This window comes from Amycolatopsis sp. 505 (assembly GCF_031625235.1).
In the GTDB taxonomy this organism is placed as follows: Bacteria; Actinomycetota; Actinomycetes; order Mycobacteriales; family Pseudonocardiaceae; genus Amycolatopsis.
The window spans coordinates 548,808-573,618 of sequence record NZ_JACKQP010000003.1 but is presented as its reverse complement, the minus strand read 5'-3'; the positions used below and the strand labels follow the sequence as shown (position 1 = coordinate 573,618).

At 73.6% G+C, this 24,811-nt stretch carries 24 protein-coding genes and 1 pseudogene; 10 read left to right on the top strand and 15 right to left on the bottom strand.

Annotated elements, in window-relative coordinates:
- Window positions 1-19 precede the first annotated feature (19 nt).
- The 3 genes and pseudogenes from H5965_RS14180 (at window position 20) to H5965_RS14170 (ending at window position 1,266) form a co-directional block, all read left to right on the top strand.
- Entirely contained in the window at window positions 20-334 is a 315-nt protein-coding gene (locus tag H5965_RS14180; RefSeq protein ID WP_310970144.1) for an NIPSNAP family protein, read from the top strand.
- Between the two features lie 25 nt (window positions 335-359).
- A pseudogene (locus H5965_RS14175) lies at window positions 360-899 on the top strand (acetamidase/formamidase family protein); the annotation flags it as partial.
- 85 nt (window positions 900-984) lie between these two features.
- Window positions 985-1,266 (top strand): hypothetical protein, encoded by a 282-nt coding sequence (locus H5965_RS14170; RefSeq protein ID WP_310970613.1) that lies wholly within the window; start codon window positions 985-987, stop codon window positions 1,264-1,266.
- A gap of 12 nt (window positions 1,267-1,278) precedes the next feature.
- Here H5965_RS14170 and H5965_RS14165 read toward each other — a convergent pair whose 3' ends face one another.
- From H5965_RS14165 to H5965_RS14155, 3 genes are all read right to left on the bottom strand, one after another.
- Window positions 1,279-3,489 (bottom strand): heavy metal translocating P-type ATPase, encoded by a 2,211-nt coding sequence (locus H5965_RS14165; protein ID WP_310970596.1) that lies wholly within the window; start codon window positions 3,487-3,489, stop codon window positions 1,279-1,281.
- 134 nt (window positions 3,490-3,623) lie between these two features.
- Window positions 3,624-3,776, bottom strand: a complete 153-nt coding sequence (locus tag H5965_RS14160; RefSeq protein WP_310970143.1) for a hypothetical protein — start codon at window positions 3,774-3,776, stop codon at window positions 3,624-3,626.
- Between the two features lie 15 nt (window positions 3,777-3,791).
- Window positions 3,792-3,998: a heavy-metal-associated domain-containing protein gene (locus H5965_RS14155; RefSeq protein WP_310970142.1), complete on the bottom strand. Its 207-nt coding sequence runs from the start codon at window positions 3,996-3,998 to the stop codon at window positions 3,792-3,794.
- A gap of 135 nt (window positions 3,999-4,133) precedes the next feature.
- On the opposite strand from H5965_RS14155, the gene H5965_RS14150 reads away from it, so the two are divergent.
- Window positions 4,134-4,703 carry a sigma-70 family RNA polymerase sigma factor gene (locus H5965_RS14150; protein WP_310970140.1) on the top strand — a complete coding sequence of 190 codons (570 nt, stop codon included), beginning with the start codon at window positions 4,134-4,136 and terminating at the stop codon, window positions 4,701-4,703.
- Window positions 4,704-4,814: 111 nt separating this feature from the next.
- On the opposite strand, the gene H5965_RS14145 is transcribed toward H5965_RS14150, so the two are convergent.
- The 7 genes from H5965_RS14145 to H5965_RS14115 all read right to left on the bottom strand — a co-directional run bounded on the left by H5965_RS14145 (window position 4,815) and on the right by H5965_RS14115 (window position 12,238).
- Entirely contained in the window at window positions 4,815-7,043 is a 2,229-nt protein-coding gene (locus tag H5965_RS14145) for a heavy metal translocating P-type ATPase (protein WP_310970139.1), read from the bottom strand.
- Between the two features lie 12 nt (window positions 7,044-7,055).
- Window positions 7,056-8,192: a cytochrome c oxidase assembly protein gene (locus H5965_RS14140; protein WP_310970594.1), complete on the bottom strand. Its 1,137-nt coding sequence runs from the start codon at window positions 8,190-8,192 to the stop codon at window positions 7,056-7,058.
- A 68-nt stretch (window positions 8,193-8,260) separates the two neighbouring features.
- Window positions 8,261-8,968: a hypothetical protein gene (locus H5965_RS14135; protein WP_310970138.1), complete on the bottom strand. Its 708-nt coding sequence runs from the start codon at window positions 8,966-8,968 to the stop codon at window positions 8,261-8,263.
- A gap of 70 nt (window positions 8,969-9,038) precedes the next feature.
- Window positions 9,039-9,653, bottom strand: a complete 615-nt coding sequence (locus H5965_RS14130) for a DUF5134 domain-containing protein (protein ID WP_310970137.1) — start codon at window positions 9,651-9,653, stop codon at window positions 9,039-9,041.
- Window positions 9,650-10,987, bottom strand: coding sequence for a PepSY-associated TM helix domain-containing protein (locus H5965_RS14125; RefSeq protein WP_310970136.1), 1,338 nt, complete (start codon window positions 10,985-10,987; stop codon window positions 9,650-9,652). Before H5965_RS14125 ends, H5965_RS14130 begins: the two co-directional genes overlap by 4 nt.
- 176 nt (window positions 10,988-11,163) lie before the next feature.
- On the bottom strand, window positions 11,164-11,388 hold the full coding sequence (locus tag H5965_RS14120; protein ID WP_310970135.1) for a hypothetical protein: 225 nt from the start codon (window positions 11,386-11,388) through the stop codon (window positions 11,164-11,166).
- A 118-nt stretch (window positions 11,389-11,506) separates the two neighbouring features.
- Window positions 11,507-12,238: a zf-HC2 domain-containing protein gene (locus H5965_RS14115; RefSeq protein ID WP_310970134.1), complete on the bottom strand. Its 732-nt coding sequence runs from the start codon at window positions 12,236-12,238 to the stop codon at window positions 11,507-11,509.
- Window positions 12,239-12,300: 62 nt separating this feature from the next.
- On the opposite strand from H5965_RS14115, the gene sigC reads away from it, so the two are divergent.
- The 5 genes from sigC (at window position 12,301) to H5965_RS14090 (ending at window position 18,195) form a co-directional block, all read left to right on the top strand.
- On the top strand, window positions 12,301-12,867 hold the full coding sequence (sigC, locus tag H5965_RS14110) for an RNA polymerase sigma factor SigC (RefSeq protein WP_310970133.1): 567 nt from the start codon (window positions 12,301-12,303) through the stop codon (window positions 12,865-12,867).
- 67 nt (window positions 12,868-12,934) lie between these two features.
- Window positions 12,935-13,552 (top strand): RNA polymerase sigma factor, encoded by a 618-nt coding sequence (locus H5965_RS14105; protein WP_310970132.1) that lies wholly within the window; start codon window positions 12,935-12,937, stop codon window positions 13,550-13,552.
- Window positions 13,549-14,646: a CU044_5270 family protein gene (locus tag H5965_RS14100; protein WP_310970131.1), complete on the top strand. Its 1,098-nt coding sequence runs from the start codon at window positions 13,549-13,551 to the stop codon at window positions 14,644-14,646. The genes H5965_RS14105 and H5965_RS14100 overlap by 4 nt, the downstream gene beginning before the upstream one ends.
- Complete coding sequence (locus H5965_RS14095; RefSeq protein ID WP_310970130.1) at window positions 14,643-17,927, top strand: S8 family serine peptidase; 3,285 nt, start codon at window positions 14,643-14,645, stop codon at window positions 17,925-17,927. The genes H5965_RS14100 and H5965_RS14095 overlap by 4 nt, the downstream gene beginning before the upstream one ends.
- A 79-nt stretch (window positions 17,928-18,006) precedes the next feature.
- The gene (locus tag H5965_RS14090; protein ID WP_310970128.1) at window positions 18,007-18,195 is read left to right on the top strand and encodes a hypothetical protein; all 189 of its coding nucleotides are present in this window, start codon (window positions 18,007-18,009) and stop codon (window positions 18,193-18,195) included.
- Here H5965_RS14090 and H5965_RS14085 read toward each other — a convergent pair.
- Both H5965_RS14085 and H5965_RS14080 read right to left on the bottom strand, forming a co-directional pair.
- Entirely contained in the window at window positions 18,192-19,046 is an 855-nt protein-coding gene (locus tag H5965_RS14085) for a DUF1963 domain-containing protein (protein WP_310970127.1), read from the bottom strand. The genes H5965_RS14090 and H5965_RS14085 overlap by 4 nt on opposite strands.
- A complete protein-coding gene (locus tag H5965_RS14080; RefSeq protein WP_310970126.1) occupies window positions 19,043-19,498 on the bottom strand; it encodes a hypothetical protein in 456 nt (151 codons plus the stop codon). Before H5965_RS14080 ends, H5965_RS14085 begins: the two co-directional genes overlap by 4 nt.
- A 140-nt stretch (window positions 19,499-19,638) precedes the next feature.
- On the opposite strand from H5965_RS14080, the gene H5965_RS14075 reads away from it, so the two are divergent.
- On the top strand, window positions 19,639-20,595 hold the full coding sequence (locus H5965_RS14075; protein ID WP_310970124.1) for a helix-turn-helix domain-containing protein: 957 nt from the start codon (window positions 19,639-19,641) through the stop codon (window positions 20,593-20,595).
- 51 nt (window positions 20,596-20,646) lie between these two features.
- Here H5965_RS14075 and H5965_RS14070 read toward each other — a convergent pair whose 3' ends face one another.
- The 3 genes from H5965_RS14070 to H5965_RS14060 form a co-directional block, all read right to left on the bottom strand.
- Window positions 20,647-21,387 (bottom strand): D-Ala-D-Ala carboxypeptidase family metallohydrolase, encoded by a 741-nt coding sequence (locus tag H5965_RS14070; RefSeq protein WP_310970122.1) that lies wholly within the window; start codon window positions 21,385-21,387, stop codon window positions 20,647-20,649.
- A 23-nt stretch (window positions 21,388-21,410) separates the two neighbouring features.
- Window positions 21,411-22,724, bottom strand: coding sequence for a GH25 family lysozyme (locus H5965_RS14065; RefSeq protein ID WP_310970120.1), 1,314 nt, complete (start codon window positions 22,722-22,724; stop codon window positions 21,411-21,413).
- Window positions 22,725-23,092: 368 nt separating this feature from the next.
- The gene (locus H5965_RS14060) at window positions 23,093-24,784 is read right to left on the bottom strand and encodes an alpha/beta fold hydrolase (protein WP_310970119.1); all 1,692 of its coding nucleotides are present in this window, start codon (window positions 24,782-24,784) and stop codon (window positions 23,093-23,095) included.
- Between the last annotated feature and the right edge of the window lie 27 nt (window positions 24,785-24,811).

Genomic DNA, 24,811 nt, shown 5'->3' with positions numbered 1-24,811 from the left:
CCTCCGAGGAGGACCGCCGATGTTCTACGAGATCCGCACCGAGCACGCCCGCCCCGGCCACGGCAGCGAACTGGCCCGCTACCTGGACGAGACCGTCATCCCCCTCCACCGGGAACGGGGGATGGAGGTGGTGGGTTCGTTCACCGTGGCCGGCGACGAGGACGCCGTCGTCTGGATCAGGCGCTTCGCCGACGACGCCGACCGCGAACGTATCCTGGACGCCGTCCACCGGGATCCCCGGTGCGCGGCCCTGGCCGAGACCGTGGCCGCGCTGACCGGGCAGCCCGCGTCCACGGTGCGCCTGGCACCGACCGCCGGTTCCCGGCTCCGCTGAACACCCGCACCGGAAAGGAAGAACCGTGGCCGAGTACCGGCTTCCCGCGACGCGGGAGACCACAGTGGACGTCCTCGACCGGGCCACCCCGCCCGTGCTCACCGTCGATCCGGGCGACTCCGTCCTGGTCGAATCCCTCGACGCCGCCGGCTACCTGGACCGGCGGGTGAACGGCCCGGCGATGTACCCGGCCCGGCGCGGGCACTGCCTGACCGGGCCGATCGCGGTGCGCGGCGCCGAGCCGGGCATGGTCCTGGGCGTGCACTTCACGTCGATCACGCCCGGCGGCTGGGGCTGGACCACCGCCGGGGTGAAGGACACCGCGCTCAACCGCAGGCTCGGCGTCGCCGACGGCCCGGCAACGTGGCTGACGTGGGACATCGACGGCGAAGCCGCGACCAGCGACCTCGGCCACACCGTCGGCATCGCGCCCTTTCTCGGTGTCGCCGGCGTTCCCCCGGCCGAGCCGGGACCGCACTCGACCATCCCGCCGCGGGCTCTCGGCGGCGGCAACCTCGACTGCCGGGACCTCGTCGCCGGGTCGACGTTGTACCTACCGCTGACCGTGCCCGGTGCGCTGCTGCACCTCGGCGACGGGCACGCGGCCCAGGGCCACGGCGAAGTCGGCGGGAACGGCGATCGAGTGCCCGATGACCACCGAGGTCACGCTCACCTTGGCGGCGGACGCGCCGGTGCCGGGCATCCACGCCGAAACGCCCGAGGGCCGGGTCACCTTCGGCTTCGGGGCCGGCCTCGACGAGGCGATGGCCGACGCGCTGGCCACCATGGTGACCTGGCTGCAGCGGCTCCACGACCTGGACCGGGCCACCGCGCTCGCGCTGGCCTCACCGGTCGTCGACCTGCGGATCACCCAGGTCGCCAACGAGACGTGGGGCGTGCACGCCGTCCTCCCGCACGACGCGATCCGCTGACGGGCATCCGGTTCACCGGCCGTTCGCCACCGACAGGTCGCCCGCCGGCTGGAACCGGGTCAGGCGCAGGCTGTTCGACACGACCAGGCAGCTCGACAACGCCATCGCCGCCCCGGCGATCATCGGGTTCAGCAGGCCTGCCGCCGCCAGCGGCAGCGCGGCGACGTTGTAGGCCAGGGCCCAGAACAGGTTCGCCTTGATCGTGCCGAGGGTCCGGCGGGACAGCCGGATCGCGTCCACCGCGGCCATCAGGTCACCACGCACCAGGGTCAGGTCTCCCGCCTCGATCGCGGCGTCGGTTCCGGTGCCCATCGCCAGCCCGAGGTCGGCCGAGGCGAGCGCGGCGGCGTCGTTGACGCCGTCGCCGATCATCGCCACCACGTGCCCCTGCGCTTTCAGGCCGGTGATCACGTCGACCTTCTGCTCCGGGGAGACGTCCGCGATGACCTCGGTGATCCCCGCCTCGCGGGCGATCGCCTGCGCCACCGCCTCGTTGTCGCCGGTGAGCAGGATCGGCGTCAACCCGAGCCGCCGCAGCTGGAACACCGCGGGCGCCGACGTCGGTTTCACCGTGTCGGCCACCACGAGCACGGCGTGCGCGAAGCCGTCCCACGCCAGGATCACCGCGGTGTGGCCGGCCTGCTCGGCCTTCTGCTTCACGGCCAGCAGCGACTTCGGCAGCCGCACCGAAAGGCGGTGCATCAGCTCCGGGCGGCCGACGACGACGCGGTGCCCGTCGACCCGGCCCAGCACCCCGTACCCGGCGACGTTGCGGAACTCCCGCACCTCCCCCACCGAGCCGAACCGCCGGAGCGCGGCGGACACGACGGCGTCGGCGATCGGGTGCTCGGAGGCGTTTTCGAGCGCTCCGGCCAGCTGCAGCGCCAGGTCCGAGGGGACGCCGTCGACCGAGCGGACGGCGACCAGGCTCATCTTGCCCGTGGTCACGGTGCCGGTCTTGTCGAGCACGACGGTGTCGACGCGGCGGGTCGACTCCAGCATCTCCGGTCCTTTGACCAGGACGCCGAGCTGGGCGCCGCGGCCGGTGCCGACCAGCAACGCCGTCGGCGTCGCCAGCCCGAGCGCACACGGGCAGGCGATGATGAGCACCGCGACCGCGGCGGTGAACGCCACCGCGGTGTCCGCGCCGGTCCCGAGCCAGAACCCCAGGGTGGCCAGGGAAAGCGCCATGACCACGGGCACGAACACGGCGGACACGCGGTCGGCCAGCCGCTGCACGTCGGCCTTGCCGCTTTGGGCCCGCTCCACCATCGCCGCGATCCGGGCCAGCCGAGTGTCCGCGCCGACGCGCGTCGCCCGCACGACCAGGCGGCCGCTCATGCTGACCGTGGCGCCGACGACGGGGGTGCCGGCGGAGACCTCGACCGGGACGGCCTCACCGGTCACCAGGCTCAGGTCGACCGCGGAGTCGCCTTCCTCGACGACGCCGTCGGTGGCGATCTTTTCGCCGGGCCGGACCACGAACCGCTCGCCGACCCTCAGCTGCTCGATCGGGATCCGCTCTTCACGGCCGTCTCGCAACACCGAGACCGACTTCGCGCCGAGGTCCAGCAGCGCGCGCAGGGCCGCGCCGGCTCGGCGCCGGGACCGGGACTCGAAGAACCGGCCCGCGAGGATGAACAGGGTGACGCCGGTGGCGACCTCGAAGTAGATGCCGTCGAGGTTGTGGTCGGCGGCCAGGGTCAGTTCGAACTCGTGCCGCATCCCGATCACGCCCGCGCCGCCGAAGAACAGCGCGTAGAGCGACCAGAGGAAGGCCGCGGCGACGCCCATCGACACCAGCGTGTCCATGGTCGCGGTGGCGTGCCGCAGGTTGGTCCAGGCCGCGCGGTGCAGCGGCCACGCACCCCAGGCGACGACCGGGGTGGCCAGCACGAGCGACACCCATTGCCACGCGGGGAACTGCAGCGCGGGCACCATCGCGAGGACGATCACCGGCACGCTCAGCACGGCCGAGCCCAGCAGCCGCTGCCGCAGCAGATCCGGTGCCGCCGCAGCGGGCTCGGCGGCCTCCGGTTCCGGCGGTGCGGGCGGCTGCGCGGTGTAGCCGGCGGCCTCGATGGCGCGGACGATGTCGTCGACGGTCAGCGCCGCCGGCACCGAGACCAGCGCTTTTTCGGTGGCGTAGTTGACCGACGCCTCGACCCCGTCGAGCCGGTTGAGCTTGCGCTCGATCCGCGCCGCGCACGACCCGCAGGTCATGCCCCCGATGACGAGTTCGATCTCCGTGCCCGGCACGGGCGGCGCTGCCGGCGGGGCCGGTGCTGGTGGCGCGGCCAGGGCGGGCGGCGCGGCTGATGCAGGCGGTGCGGGCCGCACGGCAGGCGAGGCGGCTCCTACGGGGTGCCGGGCAGGTGCACGCCGGGCATCGAGGGCGTGGATGGGGCTGGTGACGGGCTCGGGCCGACGAGGCTGCCCAGCAGCCACGCCAGGCCGAACACCAGTCCCAGCACCAGCGCGAACCCGCTCACCTTGGCCGAAGTCGGCATGACGGCCTCTCTCGTTCATCGGACGAGCTGGTAGCCCGCGACCTGGACGGCACCCTCGACCTGCTCCAGCGCCAGCACGCCCTCGCTGGTCACCAGGACGCGGCCCGAGCCCAGGTCGACCTCGACGTCACGGACACCCGGCAGCTCACCGACCTCCTCCTTGACCGACGCGACGCAGTGTCCGCACGTCATTCCCGTCACCACGTATGTGCTCTGGGTCATCGTCACACCTTCCGGGCCCGTGGCCGTCTCGTGACGAGGCAGTGGCCTCGCTGCCACAAAGGTCGGCCCGGACGGCGGAATGGTTCCCGTGAGTTCTTTTTGAACCATCCCGGCTCGAGCCGCGTACTAGCCGGTGTGAGGCCACAGTCATCGGATGACGCCGACATCACCCACTGGGCCCGGCTCGCCGGCCGCGGCGACCGGGTCGCGCTCGAGCGGTTCCTGCGGGCGACCCAGCCGCACGTCTGGCGGTTCGTCGCCGGCCTGAGCGACCCCCAGTCCGCCGACGACCTGACCCAGGAGACGTACCTGCGCGCGCTGGGCAGCCTCGGCCGCTTCCGCGCGGAATCCTCGGCGCGGACGTGGCTGCTGAGCATCGCCCGCCGCGTCGTGGCCGACCACATCCGCGCCGCCCAGGCCCGCCCCCGTCCGGCCACCCTGGCCGACTGGCGGGTCGATGCGGGCCGGACCACCGAACGCACCGCGTTCGAAGAACGCGTCCTGCTCGACCACCTCGTCGCCGCGCTGGAACCCGACCGGCGGGACGCGTTCGTGCTCACCCAGGCACTGGGACTGTCCTATGCGGACGCCGCCGAGATCATCGGCTGCCCGGTCGGCACGATCCGCTCCCGGGTCGCCCGGGCCCGCGACGACCTCGCGGAGGCGATGCGCGACACCAACGTGCGACGGACCGCCGCCGGGTGAGGCACCGGAGCGTCCGCCAGTAGCTCCGGAACTCCTGCAGGACCAGCTGCAGCGACGCCGCCTTCGCCGCCGCGACCGCACCCTGCTGCACGTCCGACTTCTTCTTCGCCGTCACTGTTCCTTCTCCCCGGAACCGTCGAACGAACGCAGCCGCAGGCTGTTGGACACCACCAGCACCGAGGACAGCGACATGGCCGCGCCGGCGATGAGGGGGTTGAGCAGGCCGAGGGCCGCGAGCGGCAGGGCGGCCACGTTGTAGCCGAACGCCCAGGCCAGGTTGCCGCGGATGATCCGCAGCGTCCGGTCGGCGAGCCGGATCGCGTCCGGCACCACCCGCAGGTCCTCGCGCACCAGCACCAGGTCGGCCGAGCGCAACGCGATGTCGCTGCCGCGGGCCATCGCCATCCCGAGGTCGGCGGTGGCCAGCGCCGGGGCGTCGTTGATGCCGTCGCCCACCATCGCCACCCGCGCTCCGGTGGCCCGCAGCTCGTCGATCGCGCGGGCCTTGTCCGCGGGCAGGACTCCGGCGCGGACCTCGTCGACGCCGATCTCGGCCGCCACCGCCTGGGCCGCGACCTCGTGGTCGCCGGTGAGCAGTACCGTCCGCAGGCCCTGGGCCCGCAACGCGGCCACCGCTGCCGCGGCGGACGGTTTGACGACGTCGCGGACTTCGATCAGCCCGATGGGTTCGCCGTCGACCGCGACCAGCACCGGCACGGCCACCCCGGCGGGCGTCTCGAACTCCGAGGGGATGCCTCGGTCGCCGAACAGCCGCGGGCTGCCCACGAGGACGGTGTGACCGTCCACAGTGGCCTCGGCGCCCAGGCCGGGAAGGGCGGTGAACCCCGAAACCTCGGGCAGCGACGGGAGTTCGGCTCGGGCGGCGCCGACGACGGCGGCCGCGATCGCGTGCTCGGAACCCGACTCGACCGCGCCGGCGAACCACAGCAGGTCGCCGCGGGTGCGGCCGGGCGCCGGGCGGCAGGCGGTGACGGTCATCCGGCCGGTGGTCACCGTGCCGGTCTTGTCCAGCACGACGGTGTCGACCTTCCGGCTCGCTTCGAGGGCGTCCGGGCCCTTGATCAGGATGCCCAGCTGCGCGCCGCGGCCGACCCCGGCCAGCAACGCCGTCGGCGTCGCCAGGCCGAGTGCGCACGGGCAGGCGATGATCAGCACCGACACCGCCGCGGTGAAGGCGTCCCGCCCCGGGTGCCCGGTGAGCAGCCACGCGCCGAGGGTCAGCGCGGCCAGCACGAGGACGACCGGGACGAACACCGCGCAGATCCGGTCGACCAGCCGCTGCACGGATGCCTTGCGCGCTTGGGCGTGCTCGGCGAGCGCGGTCATCTGCGCGAGCTGGGTGTGGGTGCCCACGGCCGTCGCGCGGACCACCAGCCGCCCCTCGCGGTTGACCGACGCGCCGATCACCCGGTCGCCCGGGGCCACCTCCGCGGGCACCGGCTCACCCGTGACCGCGCTAACGTCCACAGTGGATCGTCCACTTTCGACGATGCCGTCGGCGGCGAACGCCTCCCCCGGCTTTACCACGAACCGGTCGCCGACAGCCAGCTCGCCCACCGGAACCAGCGCCTCGGCGCCGTCACGCAGGACGCGCACCTCCTTGGCGGCGAGGGCGTCGAGCGCGGCCAGCAGCCCGGCGGCGTTGCGACGGGACCGGCTCTCGAAGTAGCGCCCGGCCAGCAGGAACGTCGTCACGCCCGCGGCGACGTCGAGGTAGATCGCGTCCGCGCCGGCCGCGGTCGGCCCGAACCCGACCCAGTACCCCGGTTCGTGGCCCCCGAACAGCGTCGCCCAGGCCGACCAGCCGAAGGACGCCAGGACCCCGAGCGACACCAGAGTGTCCATACTGGACGATCGGTGCCGCAGGTTCCGCAGCGCCGCCCGGTGGAACGGCAGCGCCGCCCAGAACACCACCGGCACCGCAAGCGCGAGACACAGCCACGGCCAGCCGGGGAACCGCAGCGACGGCACCAGCGCCAGGGTGATCGACAGGTTGCCCAGCGGCACGGCCAGCAGCGCCGCGACGAACAGCCGCCGACGCAGGTCACGCACCCTGGCCAGGGTGCGGTCCTCGTCGTCCTCGCCGCGGACGCGCGCGCCGTAACCCGCCTTGCGGATGCGCTCGACCAGCAGGTCGTCGCCGACCGCGGCGGGGACCTGCACGGTGGCGCGCTCGGTCGCGTAGTTGACCGACGCGCGGACGCCGTCGACCTTGTTCAGGGTGCGTTCGACCCGCGCCGAGCAGGCGGCACAGGTCATTCCGGTCACGGCCAGCTCGACCGTCCGGACCTCCCCGGCGACCGGGGTGGTGGTGGACATGCGGGTTTCTCCTCAGTTTCTGCGGGCCGCGAGCTCGGCGAGCATCGCGTTGTAGGCGTCGAAGTCGCCCTCGCCGTGCCGGTCGGCGCGGCGGGCCTTGCGTTCGTCGTCGCGCGCCCACTGCACGAGCAGCGCGACGACCAGCACCACCATCGGGATTTCCCCGCTCGCCCAGGCGATCCCGCCGCCGAGCCGCTGATCGGCCCGGAGGTCACCGGCCCACGGCAAGGCGAGGTAGTGGTAGTAGGTGGCGGCGATCAGGGTCTGCTTGCTCATCAGGAGCACGCCGAAGAAGGCGTGGAACGGCATCACCGCGAAGAGCATCCCGAGCCGGGCCAGGTGCGGCAGCGGCCGCGGCGTCCGGTCGGCACCGACCGCGACCCACGCGAACAGGTAGCCCGTCACCAGGAAGTGCAGCTTCATCAGCTGGTGCGCCCAGTGGTAGAGCATCGCCTGGCCGAACAGGTCCGAGAAGTACAGCACGTAGAACGATCCGGTGAACAGGATCGCCGCGACCGCCGGGTGCGCGAAGAACCGCGTCACCGGGGCGTGCAGCAGCGCGACCACCCACTCGCGGGCACCGGGAACGTCGCCGCGGGCCGGAAGGGCGCGCAGGGCGAGCGTGACCGGCCCGCCGAGCACCAGCAGCACCGGCGCGAACATGTTCAGCGCCATGTGCGTGACCATGTGCAGGCTGAAGGTCCCCGGCGCGTAGACCCCGAGCCCGGACGACGTGACGGCCACGACGATCGCCCACCCGGCGAGCCAGGCCGCCACGCGGCCGGGCGGCCAGTGGTCACCGCGGCGCCGCAGCCGCCGGACGCCGAGCAGGTAGGCCGTCACCGCGATCAGGGCGAGCGGAACGAACAGCAGGTCCGGCCGCCAGGCCCCGAGCAGCCGGGCGAGGGTCCGGGGCGCGTCGAGGTCGTAGCCGAGGACGGTTTCCGGCACGGTCGCCGGGTGGTTCACGAACGACGGCGGCACGAGCAGGGTCAGCGCCGCCGAACCGCCGGTGCCCAGGGCCAGCAGGAGCAGTTCCGCCACGGCCGGCCGGAGACCCGTCCGGCGCCGGCGCCACCCGGCGATGCCGAACCCGGCGGCGAGCAGCAGGACGGTCTCGACCGCGAGGGCGAGCCCGTAGCGGCTCATCAGCCCGTCGGGGCGGGCGAGCGCGAAGCCGGAAACCGCGCCCGACACGGCCGTCACCACGAAGCAGGTCAACGACAGCCGGTGGTAGCGCCGCCGGACGAGATCCGCGGGTCCGCGGCGAAGCCGGGCCAGCAGGGCCACCGACGCACCGAGCCACGCGCTCGCGGCGGGCACGTGCCAGAACATCGCGTTGGTCGCGATGTCGTGCCCGGCGCCGACGGAGACGTGTCCCACGGCCACCAGGGGCAGAGCAACCCCACTCCGGCGACCGCCGCCGCGGCGACGACGGTGCGCCAGGCCATCGCCGGCCAGGCCAGCGCCGTCGCCACCGCCGCCGCGGCCACGACGCACAGCCAGGCCTTCGGTTCTTCGGTGGCGCTGAAGGTGGGCAGGAACACCTCGGGCCGCAGGACGCGGGACACCGGCAGGCCCGCGGCGACCGCCGTCGAGAACGGCACCGCGACCACCGCGGCGGCCAGCCAGCAGGCCGCACAGCCGGCGGCGAACCGGCTCGCCGCGAAGGCGTCCGCCGACAACGAGCCGCCCCGGCGGCCCGGCGCCACGAACGCGGCGAACACCAGGCCGCCGAAGCACCCGGCCGCGGCCGCGTCGGCGGCGAACCGGACGACCGCGAACCCGTAGGTGGTCAACGGCCCCGGATCGGCGTTGCCCAAGGGCGCGTACACATCGCCGGCGGTGGCGACGACGAGCAGCACCAGGGCGAGCCCGGCCACCACCGCCGTCACGACCGCGGCGCGGAACCGGGACGTCGTCACCCCTCAGCCGTCGGACCGGACCCGGCCGCGGTTCCCGGCTGTGAGCCTTCCCACAGTCCACTGAGGACAATCACGCCATGGTCAGCAGCATCAGCGCCATGCCCAGCGCCATCACGCCGTTCGCGCCGCTGCCGAGGCTGCGCAGCGGCGGCCGGGACACCCGCGCCTCGTCGATCGCCCGGGCCAGGAACACCAGCCCGGCCACGGCGAACACGGCCACGAGCACCAGCGCGACGGTCGTGACGTCCGCGGGCGTGCTCCCGGCGGCGCCGGACACGGACATCGACATCCCGGCGTGGCCCGGCATCTCCATCGTCCCGCCGGGCCCGGCCAGGCCGGCCATCGCCCGCGGCATCACGAACACCATCCACGCCATCGCCGCCATCATCACGACGTGGTAGAACGCCGCCCGGCGGCCGCCGTGGTCCCCGTGCGACGCCCCGGTGACCGCCACGCCCACGAACCAGACCGCGGCCAAGGCGAAGAACACCGTCTGCGGCCAGCGGGCGAAGCTCATCGTCGCCGGCCACGCCATCGCGACCATCGCCACGCACATCACGACGTGCAGCACGTCGCCGGTGCGCTCCCCCGCGGTCCGGTCCTGCAGGCACCGATAGGCGCAGAACGCCCCGGTCAGCGCGAACAGGACCGTCACGATCCAGCGCAGGCCTTCCGCGGTGATCATGCCGCCGCCTTCCGCCGCCGGGCCTCGAGCAGGCCGTCCACGATGAGGAAACCCAGCAGCGACAGGCCGAACAGCGGCAGGTAGTAGCCGACGACGGCGACCACGACCAGCGCCGGGGCCAGCGCCCGCCCCGGGATCTTCCGCCACGTGGCCCGGGCCGGTGGCCGCCCGGCGCGGGCTTCCCCGCGCGTCGGCCGGCGCAGCCACCACATCCGGTAGCCCCAGCCGATCACCGCGATCAGCGCGACCGCCAGCAGCGTCAGCACGATCTGGTTCCAGATGCCGAAGAGGAAGCCCATGTGGGCGTCGATCCCCCATTTGCTCAGCTTCGCCGCGAGGTTGTAGTCGGCGAACCGCAGCGTGTCGGTGACGGTCCCGGTCGCCGGGTCGACAGCCATCGAATCGGCCCGCGTCGGCCAGCTGCGGCCCGTCTGCGCGACGACGTAGCCCTTGCCGGGCCCGGCCGGCGGCCGCACTTCGACCGGCCCGGTCAGCCCGGCCCGCACCGTCGCTTCGCGAGCGCCGTCGAGACCGATGTCCCGGCCGCTCGACGCGGGCACGGTCGCGGACACCGACGGAGTGGTCCAGTCCAGCTGCGTACGTAGCTCGCTGATGCTGTTCCCGGCGTACTCCGACCACGTCAGGCCGGTGGCCGAGAGGAACAGCAGCCCGATCGCCAGGACCAGGCCGGTCCGGCCGTGCCAGGTCAGGAGCTTGGCGCGCCGGCCGGCGGCGGCCCGCTTGCGGCGGACCCGCCCGAACCAGAGCGCGAGCCCGGCCAGCACGACCACCCAGAGCCAGCTGGCCGCGAGTTCGCTGTACAGCCGCCCGAAATCGCCGAGGTGCAGGCTGCGGTGCAGGACGTCGATCCAGGCGCGCACCGGCATCGCCTGGCCGGAGCCGTAGGTTTCCAGCTGGCCGCGGACGTCACCGGTGTGCGGGTCGACGAAGACCGTCCAGTGGAAGCTGGGCTCCAGGCCGGGACGGTTGAAGATCACCTGGGTCGTGTCGGTCGGGGTGAGCCCGGGACGGACACCGGTGAGGGTGCCGTCGGGCACGAGCGCCTTCGCCGCCGCGGCCTGCTGGTCCAGCGGAACCGTGGTGGCCGCGGCCGGGACGTGCAGTTCGTGGTCGTAGACCGCTTGTTCCACCTGCGGCGCCCACACGTAGGCGAGTCCGGTGATCGCGGCGACGAGCAGGAACGGTCCGATGAAGACGCCCGCGTAGAAGTGCAGGCGCAGCAGCAGCGGCCGGATCCCGGCCCAGCCGAGCCGAGGCTCGGCCGGGCTTTCCCGCTCCGGCGTGAGCTTTTCCGCGTTCTGATCGATCGACATCCGGCTCCCTTCGTCCACCGCCCCGGTGAAAGAGTCGGCCCGGGAACGCCGCTGGTTCCCGGCAACCGGGTGACCCGGCTCACCGCCTCCACACCCGGGTGGCCACGGCGTCGAGCAACGGGCCGACCAGGGACTTGGTTTTCCCTCCTGAGGCTCCGGAATCGCCGCCGGCCCGCTCAGCCCGCCGGGGCGAGCACCGCGTCCAGGACGCCGGATTTCACGTCGGCGACGAGCACCGCCAGCTGTTCGCGGCTCATCTCGATCCGCTGCCCGAAGTCGTCGGTGATCACCACCTCGCGTTCCGCGGGCGCACCGTCGGCCAAGAACAGCTCCGGGCACCCGCAGTTGCACTGGCCGCAGAACGTCGCGACGTGCCGCAGGCCGGAACCACGTTCGGACATGGTGATCAGCTCCTCGTCGATCGATCCCCTCACCCGGTAGTCGGCCGGCGGGCGGCTTCGGTTCCCGCGGGTTTCCGGCCGCGCGGCCGCGCGGTTTCCAGCCGCGCGGCCCGCGGTATCACGCCGCGTGCCGGCCGGTGGGCCGCTGCGGGAACCGGCGCCGCTGCGGCCGGTCGCCCGACCCCAGCTCGGGAGCGTCCGAAGCGCTCGCGCCCGCAGCACCCGGCGCCGGGAGCCGGTCGGCCGACGGGGGTGCGGTCTGCCGCGTGTGCTGCCTGCGCACCGCGAACAGCAACGCGACCCCCACGACCACCAGCCCGTGCGACGCGACCCGGTCGAACGCCACCTGCCCGGTCGACAGATCGACCCCCGACACGAGACCGAGCACCACCACGAACCCACCCAGCGCGGGCAGCAACCCCGACGCGGTCGCCGGGCGCAGCGCGGCCCACAGCAATCCGATCCCGACCGCGAAGTTCCAGGCCGCGCTCTCGTTGCCCAGGTGCACCGCCGCGGCGAGCCCGCCGTGACCCGCGTGGCCGACGTCCGCGCCCAGCAGCTCGGCCAGCCCGAGCCCGCTCTGCACCAGGGCGACCAGGCCGAGCGCCAGCCGCAGGCCCCACCGCTGCGGCTGCGGCGCGGGCACCTCGGCCAGGATCCGGGCCGTCAGGTCGGGGACCTGTGGCGCCTCCCGGACCAGCGTCAACCGCCGCAGCGCCATCGCGCGCTCCTGCCAGGCCCGGCACTCCGGGCACCCGGCCAGGTGCCGGTCGAGCAGTTCGTCCGGTACCGCCGGCTGCTCGCCGTCGATCCGGGCCGAAATCGATTCGCGCAGTTCGGAGCAGTCCACACCCCAATAGTCGCCCACCGGGCGGTCCCGGTTCCCGCGGGTGTCGGCTACCGTGTCCGATCGTGACTTCCGGCAGGGACCGCGACGACGAGCGGATCACCGCGCTCGCCTTGGCCGCCGTCCGCGGTGACCAGGGTGCCTTCGAGGCGTGGGTGCGGGCGACGCAGGCCGACGTGTGGCGGTTCGTGGCGCACCTCACCGACCCGACCACTGCCGACGACCTCACCCAGGAGACCTACGTCCGCGCCGTCACGGCGCTGCCCCGGTTCGCCGGCCGCTCCTCCTCCCGCACCTGGCTGCTGTCCATCGCCCGCCGCGTCGTGGTCGACCACTTCCGCGCCCGCTCGGTCCGCCCGCGCTCGTCCGGCCAGGATTGGGAAGCGGCCGCCGAAACCGCATCCGCGCGCCGCACCGGCCGCGGCTTCGAGGACCTCGTCGAGCTGGGCCTGCTGCTCGACGACCTCGACCCGCAGCGCCGGGAGGCCATCGTGCTCACCCAGGTCCTCGGGTACTCCTACGCCGAAGCCGCCGAGATCTGCGACTGTCCGATCGGGACGGTCCGGTCCCGGGTCGCCCGGGCCCGCGAAGACCTCCTCGCCGCCCGCGACGAACGGGACAACGCCGTCTGAGCCCGTTCGGCTCCACCCGCGGTCCGGAGCCGGGGAACCCGGAAGGCCGGTGGTGGCAAAGAGGGGCATGACATCGTTGCGTGCCGTGGGAGACAGCGATCCGCCGGTGGCCGGGTTGCCGGGCTCGGACGCGGAGCTGGTGGCCGGGAACGCCGAGCAGTTCGGCGTGTTGTTCGATCGGTACGCGGGGGTCTTGCACCGGTACTGCGCCGGCCGGGTCGGGGCCGAGGTGGCGGAGGACGTCGTCGCCGACGTGTTCTGCGTGGCGTTCAAGCAGCGGGATCGGTACGACGCCGGCCGGGTGAACGCCCTGCCCTGGTTGTACGGGATCGCCACCAACCTGTTGCGGCGCCGGTGGCGGCAGGAGGTCGCGCGGTACCGTGCCATGGCGAAGGTGGTGCCGCCCCTTGCCGGAGGTGATGAGCCCGCGCAGCGGGCCGTCGAGCGCACCGATGCCGCCGAGTACGTGCGGCTGATCACTTCGGCTCTCGAACAGATGCCGCGTCGCCAGCGGGACGTGCTGCTGCTCTTCGCGCTGGCGGACCTGGACTACGCCGAGATCGCCGCCGCGCTCGGGATTCCGGTCGGGACGGTGCGGTCCGCGCTGCACCGGGCCAGGAAACGGCTGCGTGACGTCCTTCCCGCCCATGCCGATGTATCCGCGTCCCAGGAGATGACCTCGTGAGCACCCAGCATGCACGGGACGAGATCGACCTGCTCCGGTCCGTCCTCGACACCCCTCCCCCGGACGACCTCGGCCTCGCCCGGATGCGCGCCCGGGCGCTCCGGTCGATGCAGGCCCCGCCGGCACCCCGCCACCGGAAGCGCGTGGTGCTCGTCGCCGCGTCGGTCACGCTCGTCGCGGGCCTGGGCATCGCCATCGCGGTGCAGCCGACCGGCGGCGACACCCCCTCGACCGCGCTGCCGACCGGCGGCGGCCCCGCCCCCGCACCGCTCGTCGGCGCGGACACCCCGGCTCAGGAGGCACTGATCACGCTCGCGGCGCACACCGGCGACCTCCGGCCGCTGGCGGTCCGGCCCGGCCAGTTCGTGTACTCGCACACGCGCGGTCAGGCCGTGACCGGGATCCCGGTGGGCGCGGCCGGCGAGGCCCAGGTGGTCACGGAGACCGAGACCAGGACGTGGTTCGCCGCGGACGGGCTGCGGACGGTCCGCATGGAGATGGCGATGAACCTCAACGCACACCCGTCGACGGACGAGGACGCGCGCAAGCTCGCCGCCGGCGGCCGGTCCCTGCCACGGCCGCACACCCAGGTGTACCCGAACCCGAACGGCGGTCCGAAGGAACAGCTGCCGATCAGCCAGCCGACGGCACCGGGCGTCGACCACCCCACGCTGTCCTGGGTGGCGGGTCTGCCCACCGACCCGGAGCGGCTGCTGGCCGTGTTCCGCGCCGCCGCGGGCACCAGCACCAAGCACGACAGCGACTACCTGACGTTCAAGACCGCCGCCAGCTTCGCCGCCCGTGCCGACGCCCTGCTCACGCCCGCGGTCCGCGCGGCGCTGTACCGGGCCATCGCCCTGCTGCCGGGCATCGAGCGGGTCGCCGGCCAGGTCGACGTGACCGGCCGCGCCGGCGTGGCCATCGGGCGGAACGCGGAAGGCTTCCGCTCCGAGCTCATCCTCGACCCGGCGACCTCCCGGGTGATCGGCACCAGGATGGTCGCGACGGACGGGGCCGACTGGCCGGCCGGGACCGTGATCGCCTGGTCCAGCACCGACCAGGTGGTCGTCGACTCGGTGGGGGCGACCTCGTGACGCGTCGGAGCGGACGCCTCGGTCACGCGGCACTGGCGGTCGTCACGGCGCTGGCCGTCGTGGTTTCGCCGCCGGCCGCGTCCGCGAACGGCAGCGCCGTCGCCGCACCGGCGCCGCCGGCCGGGAAGACCGTCACCCTCGTGACCGGCGACCGGGTGACGCTCACCGGCCGGGACGACGTCCGGGTCAGACCCGCGCCGGGCCGCGAGCACGTCGGTTTCGAGCAGCGGATCGACGAGAACGGCCACAGCGTCGTAGTGCCTCACGACGTCGCCGCGCTCGTCGCGAGCGGGCAGCTCGACCCACGGCTGTTCGACATCTCGTCACTGGTCGAAGCCGGCTACCACGACGAAGCCCGGCGGGACCTGCCGCTGGTGGTCACCCACCCCGGCGGCGGCCTACGCGCCGGGCTCGCGGCCGTCGCCGGCGGCCGCGAGCTGCCCAGCATCGGCGCCACCGCCATCCGCCCGGCCAAGGACGCGCTGGCTTCGGTGTGGGCGGCCCTGGACGCCGGCGGCGGGACGACGCTGTCGCCCGGTGTCCGGCGGGTGGCGCTCGACGGCCCGGTGCGGGTCGACCTGGAGCACAGCGTGCCGCAGATCGGTGCGCCGCAGGCCTGGCAGGCCGGGTACACCGGCCGCGGGACGACCGTCGCCGTCCTCGACACCGGCATCGACGCCACCCACCCGGACCTCGCCGACGCGGTGGCCGGGACCAGGGACTTCACCGGAAGCCCCAGCGGCAGCGACGACCGGGTCGGGCACGGCACGCACGTCGCGTCGATCATCACCGGCAGCGGGGCCGCCTCGGCGGGCCGGTTCCGGGGCGTCGCTCCCGATACCCGGCTCCTGGCGGGGAAGGTGCTCGACGACAACGGCAACGGCACGGAGTCCACGGTCGTCGCGGGCATGGAATGGGCGGCCGCGCAGGGGGCCGACGTCGTCGCGATGAGCCTCGGCGGGTCGGTGGCCCCCGGCAAGGGCTCGAGCGTGGACGTCCTGGCGGAGGCGGTGAACCGGCTCACCGCGCAGTCGGGCGCGCTGTTCGTGGTCTCCGCCGGGAACAAGGGCCCGCGCGGCGGGTCGGTCGGCACCCCCGGTGTCGCGGACGCCGCACTGACGGTCGGGGCGGTGGACGGCGACGACGCGCTCGCCGAGTTCTCCGGTCGCGGCCCGCGCGCCGGCGACGGCGCCGTCAAACCGGACATCACCGCGCCGGGAGTGGGCATCGTCGCCGCCCGCGCGAAGAACGGGCACCTCGGGACGCCCGTCGACGACGCGTACACGGCCATGTCCGGTACCTCGATGGCGGCACCGCACGTGGCCGGCGCGGCGGCGATCCTCGCCGGGATGCACCCGGACTGGGACCCGGCGCGGCTGAAGTCCGCGCTGATGGGCAGTGCCGCGCCCCGCGACGGGCTGACGGTGTACGAGCAGGGCGCCGGCCGGGTCGACGTCGCGAGGGCGGTCGGCCAGCCCGTGTCGGCCACGCCGGCGAGCGTGTCCCTCGGCCTGGCAAGGTGGCCGCACGAGGACGACGAACCGCTCCCGACGGTCCTCACCTACCGGAACACCGGCACCACCCCGGTCACCCTGGACCTGGCCGTGGCCGTGCGTGACGCGGCCGGGCAACCGGCGCCCGCCGGGATGTTCACCGTGGCGCCGCGCACCCTCGAGGTACCCGCGGGCGGGCAGGCCACCGCCACGCTGACCGCGGACACCTCGGTCGACGGCCCGGACGGCACCTACGGCGGCACGGTCGTCGCCACCGGTGCCGGGACCGTGGTCCGCACCCCGTTCGGTGTCCAGCGGGAGGCCGAGAGCCACGACGTCGAGCTCGACTTCCTCGACTGGCAGGGAAACCCCGCACAGATCGCCGACTACCGCTTCGTCGGCCTCGACCGGCCGGCGGCCTACCTGGCCACCGTGACGACCGGGTCGGCCGTCGTCCGGCTGCCACCCGGCCGGTACTTCTTCCACGCCACCGTCCTCGGCCGGAACGCCGGCAACGAGCTGATCAGGGCGCTGTTCGCCGAGCCGGAGATCACCGTCACCGGGGACACCAGGATGGCGATCGACGCCCGGGACGCCGGACCGGTCGGCATGACGGTCGACCGGCCGGACGCCGGCGACTCCGAGACGATCCAGTCGTTCCTGCGCACGACGTCCTACGGCGAGACGGGCTTCCGCACCTTCGGTTCGTTCGACGACGTGTGGGTGCGACCCTCGGCCACGAGCGCACCCGAGTTCACGTTCACCGCGGAGGGCCTGTTCGCCCGGCGCGACGGGCAGGGCGGCTTCACCGGCAGTCCGTACCTGTACCACCTCCGGTGGGCGGAGCGGGGCCGCGTGCCGGCCGAGCTCGTGCGGCACTTCGCCGATCGCGACCTCGCCACCGTCCGGTCCACGCACGCCGCGAGCGGCGGCAGCGGGGAGACCGGCGAACGCGACTACACGGTGCGGGCGCCGCTTCCGTTCACGCTGCAGGAGTTCTACAGCCCCGACACGCCCTGGGAGCGTTTCTTCGGCAAGCCCGTGGGAAAGCAGCAGTACGAGTGGCTCACGCAGACCGTGCCGAGGACGTTCCGGCGGGGCGAGATCGTTTCCGAACGCTGGAACACCGGGGTGCTCGGGCCGGCTTTCCCGCCGTATCCCGGTTCTCCGGCGCACTGGGCGGGCCGGACCGGCAACACGGTGTACTTCGACCTGTGGCCGTTCAGCGACCCATCTTCCGGCCACTATGGACAGTCGGTGACCGATTCCGCCGAAACCGTGCTGTACCGGGGAGACGAGCGGATCGGCAGTCAGCCTTGGGTGGGCTACAGCGAGTTCGACGTGCCACCGGAGGAGAGCACGTACCGGTTGCACAGCGAGTCGGTGCGGGCAGGCTCGGCCGAGCTGTCCACGAAGGTCACCGCGGACCGGACGTTCCGGTCGGGCACCGTGCCGGGCACCGAAGCGCGGCCCCTCCCCCTGATGGCGGTGCGGTTCACGCCGTGGCTGGACGACCACAACCGCGCGCCGGGCGGCGTCCCGTTCCTCGTTCCGGTGCGGGTGGAGCACACCGGCCAGCACGCCCGCATCACCTCGTTGTCGGTCCGGGTGTCCTATGACGACGGCGCCACCTGGCAGCCCGCGCCGCTGCACCGCGGCGACGGGCAGTGGCTCGCCGCCCTGCGGCACCCGGCCGGGGCCGCCTTCGTCTCGCTGCGGGCCACCGCGACCGACGACGCGGGCAACACCGTCGACCAGACGATCATCCGGGGGTACCGGCTGAGGTAGCCGGACGGCGGCCGTCGGCCCCGCTCACGCGAAGTGAGCGGGGCCGGGTGGCAGCGCGCTCGGCGTAGCGGGTGGCCAGGTGACGGAACGGATCGAGGCGGGCGAAGCAGCGTTCGACCCCCTTGCGCTGCCGATAGACCTCGGCAGCGAAGGCGGGTGGCCGCCCGTCGCGGGAGCCATTGGCGGCGCGGCGAGCGATCTGGTCATCGCGTTCCGGGCTGATGAAGGTGATCCGCCGGTCCAACGGCTGGACCAGGACACGCCCTAGAAACCTTCGAACAAGGCGACTGCCTGCTCGTAGTCCCCGTCGCGGAACGCCTTCGGCGGCAGGATGAAGTGCACGTAGCCGCCATCGCCGAGGTCGTGGTGGCCGATGGTGATGAGGTGGCGGTACGGCTCCTCCAGCTGGGGGAAGCTGTTCTCCAGGTGCGGCCAGCCGAACGCCTGGTCGGGCGAAAAGGACACGCCCTCGTACTGGTACAGGCCCTGCTCCCGCTCACAGAACTCGAGCCAGGGGTCGCCGAGGCGGTCCGAAGCCGCCCAGCCGGGCATCGACCGGTAGTGGAGGGAGTCTTCCGTCTCTCCGCCGTAGTCCACCGTGTCGAGGACCGGGTCGTAGGACACTCCGCGCATCGACGGCAGCGTCACCACCGGTACCGCGGAGAACGGCTCCGGGGCGTGGATCGAGGCCGGCGCGGGTGCTGCCCGCTCGATCGCCCGTGCCGGGTCCGCGGGGATGATCCGGCAGCAGCGCGGGTCGTCCAGGTCCAGGAGAGGCGCGCCCGCGAGCACGTACCCGCGCTGGACGTCCGGCTCGAAGAAGAAGATGTTCAGCAGCCCGTCGGGCGGGCGCTCGTCACCGAGCCAGGAGCCGAGCGCGTCGACGTCCAGGACGGCGAACAGGCTGAGCGGCACGCCGTGGTGCTCGGGCCACGGCGTGCCGGGGTCCAGCAACGCCGGACCGCCCCACCGGCCGAGGCCGGCCGCGGGGCGGCCCGGCTGCACCGGACGCAGCCCGAAGCCGGGTTCCGCCAGGGCCGCGACCTGGGTCCCGACGTGCTCGCCCAGGTGCTCGACGCACAGCTCCCGCACCCTCGCGCAGGCTTCCGCGAAGCTCACCGGTGCACCCTCCGGCGGTAGCGGACCAGGCTCGTGAGGACCAGGGCGAACAGGGCCAGCGCGAGGCCGCCCACCACGAAGGAGATGACGGCGGTGGTGCGGGTGTCGCCGTTGTGCTCGGGGTCGCCGGGGTCGTAGTTGATCTCGAAGCGGTCCCCGACGTGGGCGTCGTAGGGAATGGCCCGTTCGGTGTGGTAGGTCCGGGCGCCGACCGTGAAGACCGCGTCGCCGGTGCTGCAGGCGTTGCCCGGTGTCGCGGTGTGGCAGGCGACGACCGTCGCGGTGGTGGACGCGGGCTCGCTGGGCGCCTGCTGCCACTTGATCACGCCGATCGCGAGTAGAGCCACCGCCAGACCGCCGCACAGCACCGCGGCGACGACGAAGGCCGGCCAGCTGAAGCGTTCGGGCCGGCGCCGGGACGGCCCCGGGCGACGCTTGCGGCTCTGGTTCACCGGTCCACGATGTCATGCCCCGCTCGCGCCCGGCGGTGCTCCCCCGGGTGGCGTAATCCGTCAGTTTCTGCCCGGAGTGCGCCGCGACGGTGTTAACTTCCGTCCGTCATCCGCTGCCCGAGCGAGGTGTTCGAGTCACAGTGACACTGCACACGGACAAGTTCGCCGCCTACCTGCGCATGCTGAAAGACCGCAGTGGGCTGGGCTATGAACGGCTGGGCAAGCAGGCGGGGGCCAGTGGCTCCAGCCTGCACCGGTACTGCTCCGGCAAGAGCGTCCCCGCCGACTACCGCGTCGTCCACTCGTTCGGCAAGGTCTGCGGCGCCTCCCCGGCGGAACTGCGGGAACTGCACCAGCTGTGGGCCCTGGCCGACGCCGGCCGCGTCGGCGAAGCCGAGCAGGCCGGGCCCGGCGAGGAGGCCGCGCCGCCACGCCGGCGGCGCGCCTACGCCGCGACGGCCATCGCGGTCGTGGTGCTGCTGGCGGCCGGTCTGGTCTGGCTCACCGCCGACGCGTCCCCACCGGCGACCGGCCGGTACGCCGATCGGATGCTGTTCTCCCCGGGGTGCCGGCCGCCGGTCAGCATGGGGCAGCACGACGAGTGCGTCACCGAGGTGCAGAACCTGCTGGTCGCGGCCCAGGGGCGGCTCTCGGTCGACGGCTCGTTCGGGCCGGAGACGCTGCGCCGGGTCACCGCGTTCCAGGTGCTGGCGGGCCTGCCCGCCCGCGGGGTGGTCGACGAGGCCACCAAGACCGCGCTGTACGACCGCCGGACCAGCATGGCGACCTGGCCGGCGGCCATGGTGGAGCAGCGGGTCCGGGCCGTGTTCACCGAAGTGCCGGACACCGCGGTCGCCATCGCGCGCTGTGCCTCGTTCCTCGATCCGCTCTGGGTGCTGCCCAACACGAACGGCAGCCGCAACTGGGGCGTCTTCCAGATCTCCGACGCCCGCCTGCTGGAGCTGGGCGGCTCGCCGCGGCAGGCGTTCGACCCCGTCTGGAACATCGATGCGGCACACCGCCTGTGGAGCGTGCGCCACGACTTCCACGACTGGCCGGCCTGCTCGGCGGCGCTGACGGACGCCAAGCCGCGCTGAACACGGCCGGGGGCCGGGAATCCCCAGGTCTCCCGGCGCCCGGCCGCTAGATCAGACGGTGCCGTTCTCCCACCACCACGACCGGCCGAGGTCGGCCCGGCTGTCCACGTGCTGGTGGTCGGTGTTGTAGGTCTCCAGTCCGGAGAACCCGCACGTCTCGGCCTTCTGGTAGACGGTCTTGTTGGCCACGCCCGGCACGTTCAGGTCGGCTGCGGTGCCGTACAGGTGCATGCTGTCGCTCGCGCCGCCGATCTCGGCGTTGTGCGCGATGCTGCGGAACCCGGAGTTCACCGTGATCGGCTTGTTCCCGAGCTTCTTGCGCAGCGCCTCCAGCTTGTACATGCAACGCCGGGCGTTCTCCTTGGCGGTGGCCGCGCTGACCTTGCCGCCGTTGAAGGTGCCGCTGTCGCGGTCGGTGAACTCGCTGAAGTTGAAGTGGACGGTGGACCCGTCGCTCTGCTCCAGCGCGTTGAGCGCGGCCTGGGTGGCCGGACCGACCTGGGCGTCCGCGCCGAGGCCGTAGGCCGCCTGGAACCGGCGGACGGCCGCCGCGGTGCCGGGCCCGAACTCGCCGTCGATCGAGACGCGGCTCTGGGCGGCGTGGTCGGCCGCCCAGCCGGCGACCCGGATCTGGAGCTCGGTGACGTCGGCGCCCGTGCTGCCCTCCTTCAGCGTGCGGGACCACGGGTAGGCCTGGGCGGTGCCGGTCAGCAGCAGCGGGCTCACGGCGGCGGCCGCGCCGAGCACCACCGCGCCGCGGAGCACCGAGCGGCGGCTCATGGGGAGACTCATTCTCGTCCTTTCCTAGCGGGGATTCAGCGGTTGGCGAGCTGGTCGAGGTCGGCCTGGGTGCCGTTGAAGACGTCGCCGGTGGCCGGCGCGGGGATGCCGGCGGGGATGGCCGCGTCGGTGTACTGCCACATCAGCCAGGTCTTCGAGCCGGCGGGCAGCGCGGGCTGGGTGACGGACTGCCGGTAGTCCGCGAGCTGCATCGGGTAGGCCGAAAACGCCGTGGTGCCGCCCAGGCACGCGTCCAGGAACGACTTCTGGGTGTAGATGATCGGGGTCCGGCCGAACGCCGCCTGGACCTTGTCCAGCCACGCCTTGGCGTCGGCGACGGTCACGTGCGGCGGGCAGCCGCCGGAGCCGTCGTCCTTCCACTCCAGGTCGAACACGGGCGGCAGGTCACCGGCGCGCCGGCCGGTGTACCCGGTGGGCTTCACGGCGGCGATGAACCGGTCGGCCTGCGCGCCGCCGGTGCCGGCCGTGGTGCCCGTGTAGAAGTGGTACGGCCCCACGGCCAGGCCGGCGTTGCGCGCGGCGGGCAGGTCGGTGGCCAGGTAGTCGTCGGTGACGTTCAGGCCGCGCGTCGCTTTGACGGTCGCGAACTCGACTCCGGACGCCTTCACCGCGTTCCAGTCGATCGGCGCGCCCCCGGGGTGCTGGTACTTCGCCGTGTCGACGCCGTCGATCGGGTGCCCGGCGGGCTTCGGCGGCGTGCAGTAGGTGTTGCGGCCGGACCAGTCGGTGACCTTCGCCCAGGTGGTGGGCCCGGCGATGCCGTCGGCACTGGCATTGACGCAGTGCTGGAACTGGATCACCCGGGTGCGGGTGCCGTCGCCGAACTGCCCGTCGATCGTCAGCGGCGGGTAGTGCCCCGGCTCCATGGCGAGGTTGAGCCGGCACTGCAGTTCCTCGACGTCGGTGCCGCTGGAGCCGCTCTGCAGGGTCGGGCGGGCGGTGGACAGGCCGCACACGACGCTCTGCGCGGCGCCGGCGGTGCCCTGGGTGGCGCACTGGCGCGGCCGCGCGGCCCAGGAGTTGAGCGCGGCCCAGGTGTTCGGCCCGATCCGGCCGTCCACACTCAGGGCGGCGCACTTCTGGAACACGCGGACCCGGGCGTCGGTCGCCGGGCCGAAGGAGCCGTCCGCGCCGATGGGCGTGTACCGGCTCGCCTTGGTCGCCAGGTTCAGTTCGCACTGCGCTTCGGCGACCGCGGCGCCGGTCGCCCCTTGTGCCAGGGTGGGCTGGCTGGTGGTGTGCCCGCACACCGCAACGGGTTCGGCCGCGACCGCGGCTGCGGCGGGGAACACCAGCAGCACCGCGACGGCCAGAGCGAGTCTTTGCATGGCGAGAAGGCTGGCAGCGGCCGGGCCGCCGATCGCCCTCCGGCGGCCGACCCGGGACGCCGGGACGGTCCCACCCCGCCGGACCAGCGGGAACGCCACGCCCCTGGGACGCGGCGGGGACGCCGAGCCGGCTCAGCCCCGCGGCACGCCGAGGGAGCGACCGGCCGCCGCGACGCCTGCGCGCTCACCCCGGACTGCCGCCGCAGTGGTCCACGAGTTCATGGGCGCGCCGGCGACGGGCGCCCGGACCGGCGCGAAATCCCCGGCGGCCGCGTCGCCCGGGACACCCGACGCGGTGCTGCCCGCCAGGCGGCAAGGCCACCTGACCTCTGCCGCCGCGGCGAGCGCCCCTCGCAGACGAACCCCCGTCAACGCCCGTCGTTGAGCTCACCGATGCTGCGGCGCACGGCAGCACGCAACGCCGGCTCGCGGGTCTCGGCGGCACTGGCCGTCGCCACGTGACCGCCGGTGACCGGGCCGGCCACCGGGAAGACGCGCTCCTCGCCGGGCAGGGGCACGCCCGGGCAGGTGACCGAGCCCGGCCGGGAGTTCGCCGTCAGGAAGACGTTGACCATGCCGTCGACGCACGGGTTGCCGCCCAGGGCGTACTGGCCGTGGAACGCGGCGTCGTCGACCGACACCAGCGGGACCCCGGCGGCGCGGATCGCCGAACGTGCCTGCTCGTAGCCGGTCTGCGGGTCGAACTCGCCCTGGACCACCAGCACGTTCGCCGCCGCTTCGGGCGGCAGCCCGGCCAGGGCCTGCCGGGGCCGGTCGGACCAGAACCCGCACGGCTCGGTCAGCCCGTAGGCCCAGCCGAAGATCGGGTACTGCGGGCCCTGGCGGTCGGACAGGCGCCGGTACCAGCCGGCGGACTTGGTCGGCTGGTCTCCGCACGCCACCGCGTAGCGCGTCCCGGAAACCTTGCGGTAGTCCGGTTCCGCCGCCGCCAGCCCGGCGGCGACGTCGGCGCTGGTCAGCTGGGCCATCCGCTTGCCGAACACGGCCGTCGACCAGGTGTCCAGCTGCCCGGCCAGCGCCGCCGGGAGCTGGACCGGCTGGCCGTCCAGCTCCCCCGCGCCGGCGACGAGCACGGCGGCCACGAGGATCCAGCGGATTTCGTTGCCGTTGCCGACGAACAGGGCGTCGAACTGGTCCGGGGCGACGCCGTGCCCGGCGTAGAACCCGCGCAGCCGCTCGATCTTCTCCTTCACTTCGGCCGGCGAAGCGCCCAGCTGGTCGGGGAACTGCCGGGCCAGCCACGGCACGAAGACCTCGTCGGTCTGCCGCTGCCCGATCTTCGGGAACGCCTCGAAGTCGGCCTGGAGCCGGCCTTCGAAGTCGACGCTGGAGTCGAGCACCACCTTGCCCGCGCGGGCCGGGAACAACGACGCGTACTTGGCGCCGAGCCAGGTGCCGTAGGAGTACCCGAGGTAGTTCAGCTTCTCGTCCCCGAGCAGGGTCCGGATCAGGTCCATGTCGTGCGCGGTCTGCCACGTCGTGATGAACGGCGCGACCGCGTCGCTCTGGCACGCCTCCGCGATCGCCCGCGGCGTCTTCTGGTGCTCGGCGATGCTCGCCGCCGAGCGGTCCCGCGCGTCGAGCGGTCCCTGCGGCAGCCGTCCCGCCGGTACCTGGCAGACGAACCCGGCGTCGGTGGTCCCTTCGTGCCCGGTGCCGCGCGGGTCCATGCCGATGATGTCGTACCGCTCGTTCACGCTCGGCTCGAGGCCGGCCAGCGCACCCGCGAGGGAACTCCCCTGCCCGCCGGGACCACCCGGGTTCACCAGCAGTGCGCCGAGACGTTCGCCCGTCGCCGCGACGCGGCTGACGGACACGCTCAGGTCCACTCCGGAATCCGGGTTCGCCCAGTCCCGCGGCACGGTGATCACCGCGCATTCGGCCGGTTTCGCCCCGGCGGTGACGGGGAACGGGCACGCTCCCCAGGTCAGCTCCTGGCCGGTGTAGCGGTCCGGCGTGGCCGCGGCGGCGGTGCCCGCGGGAACCGCCGCCGCCAGCACGACGGTGACCAGAAACCGGCTCGCTGTCTTGTTTTTCACGTGACGCCCCTCGTCCGGGTGAATGAT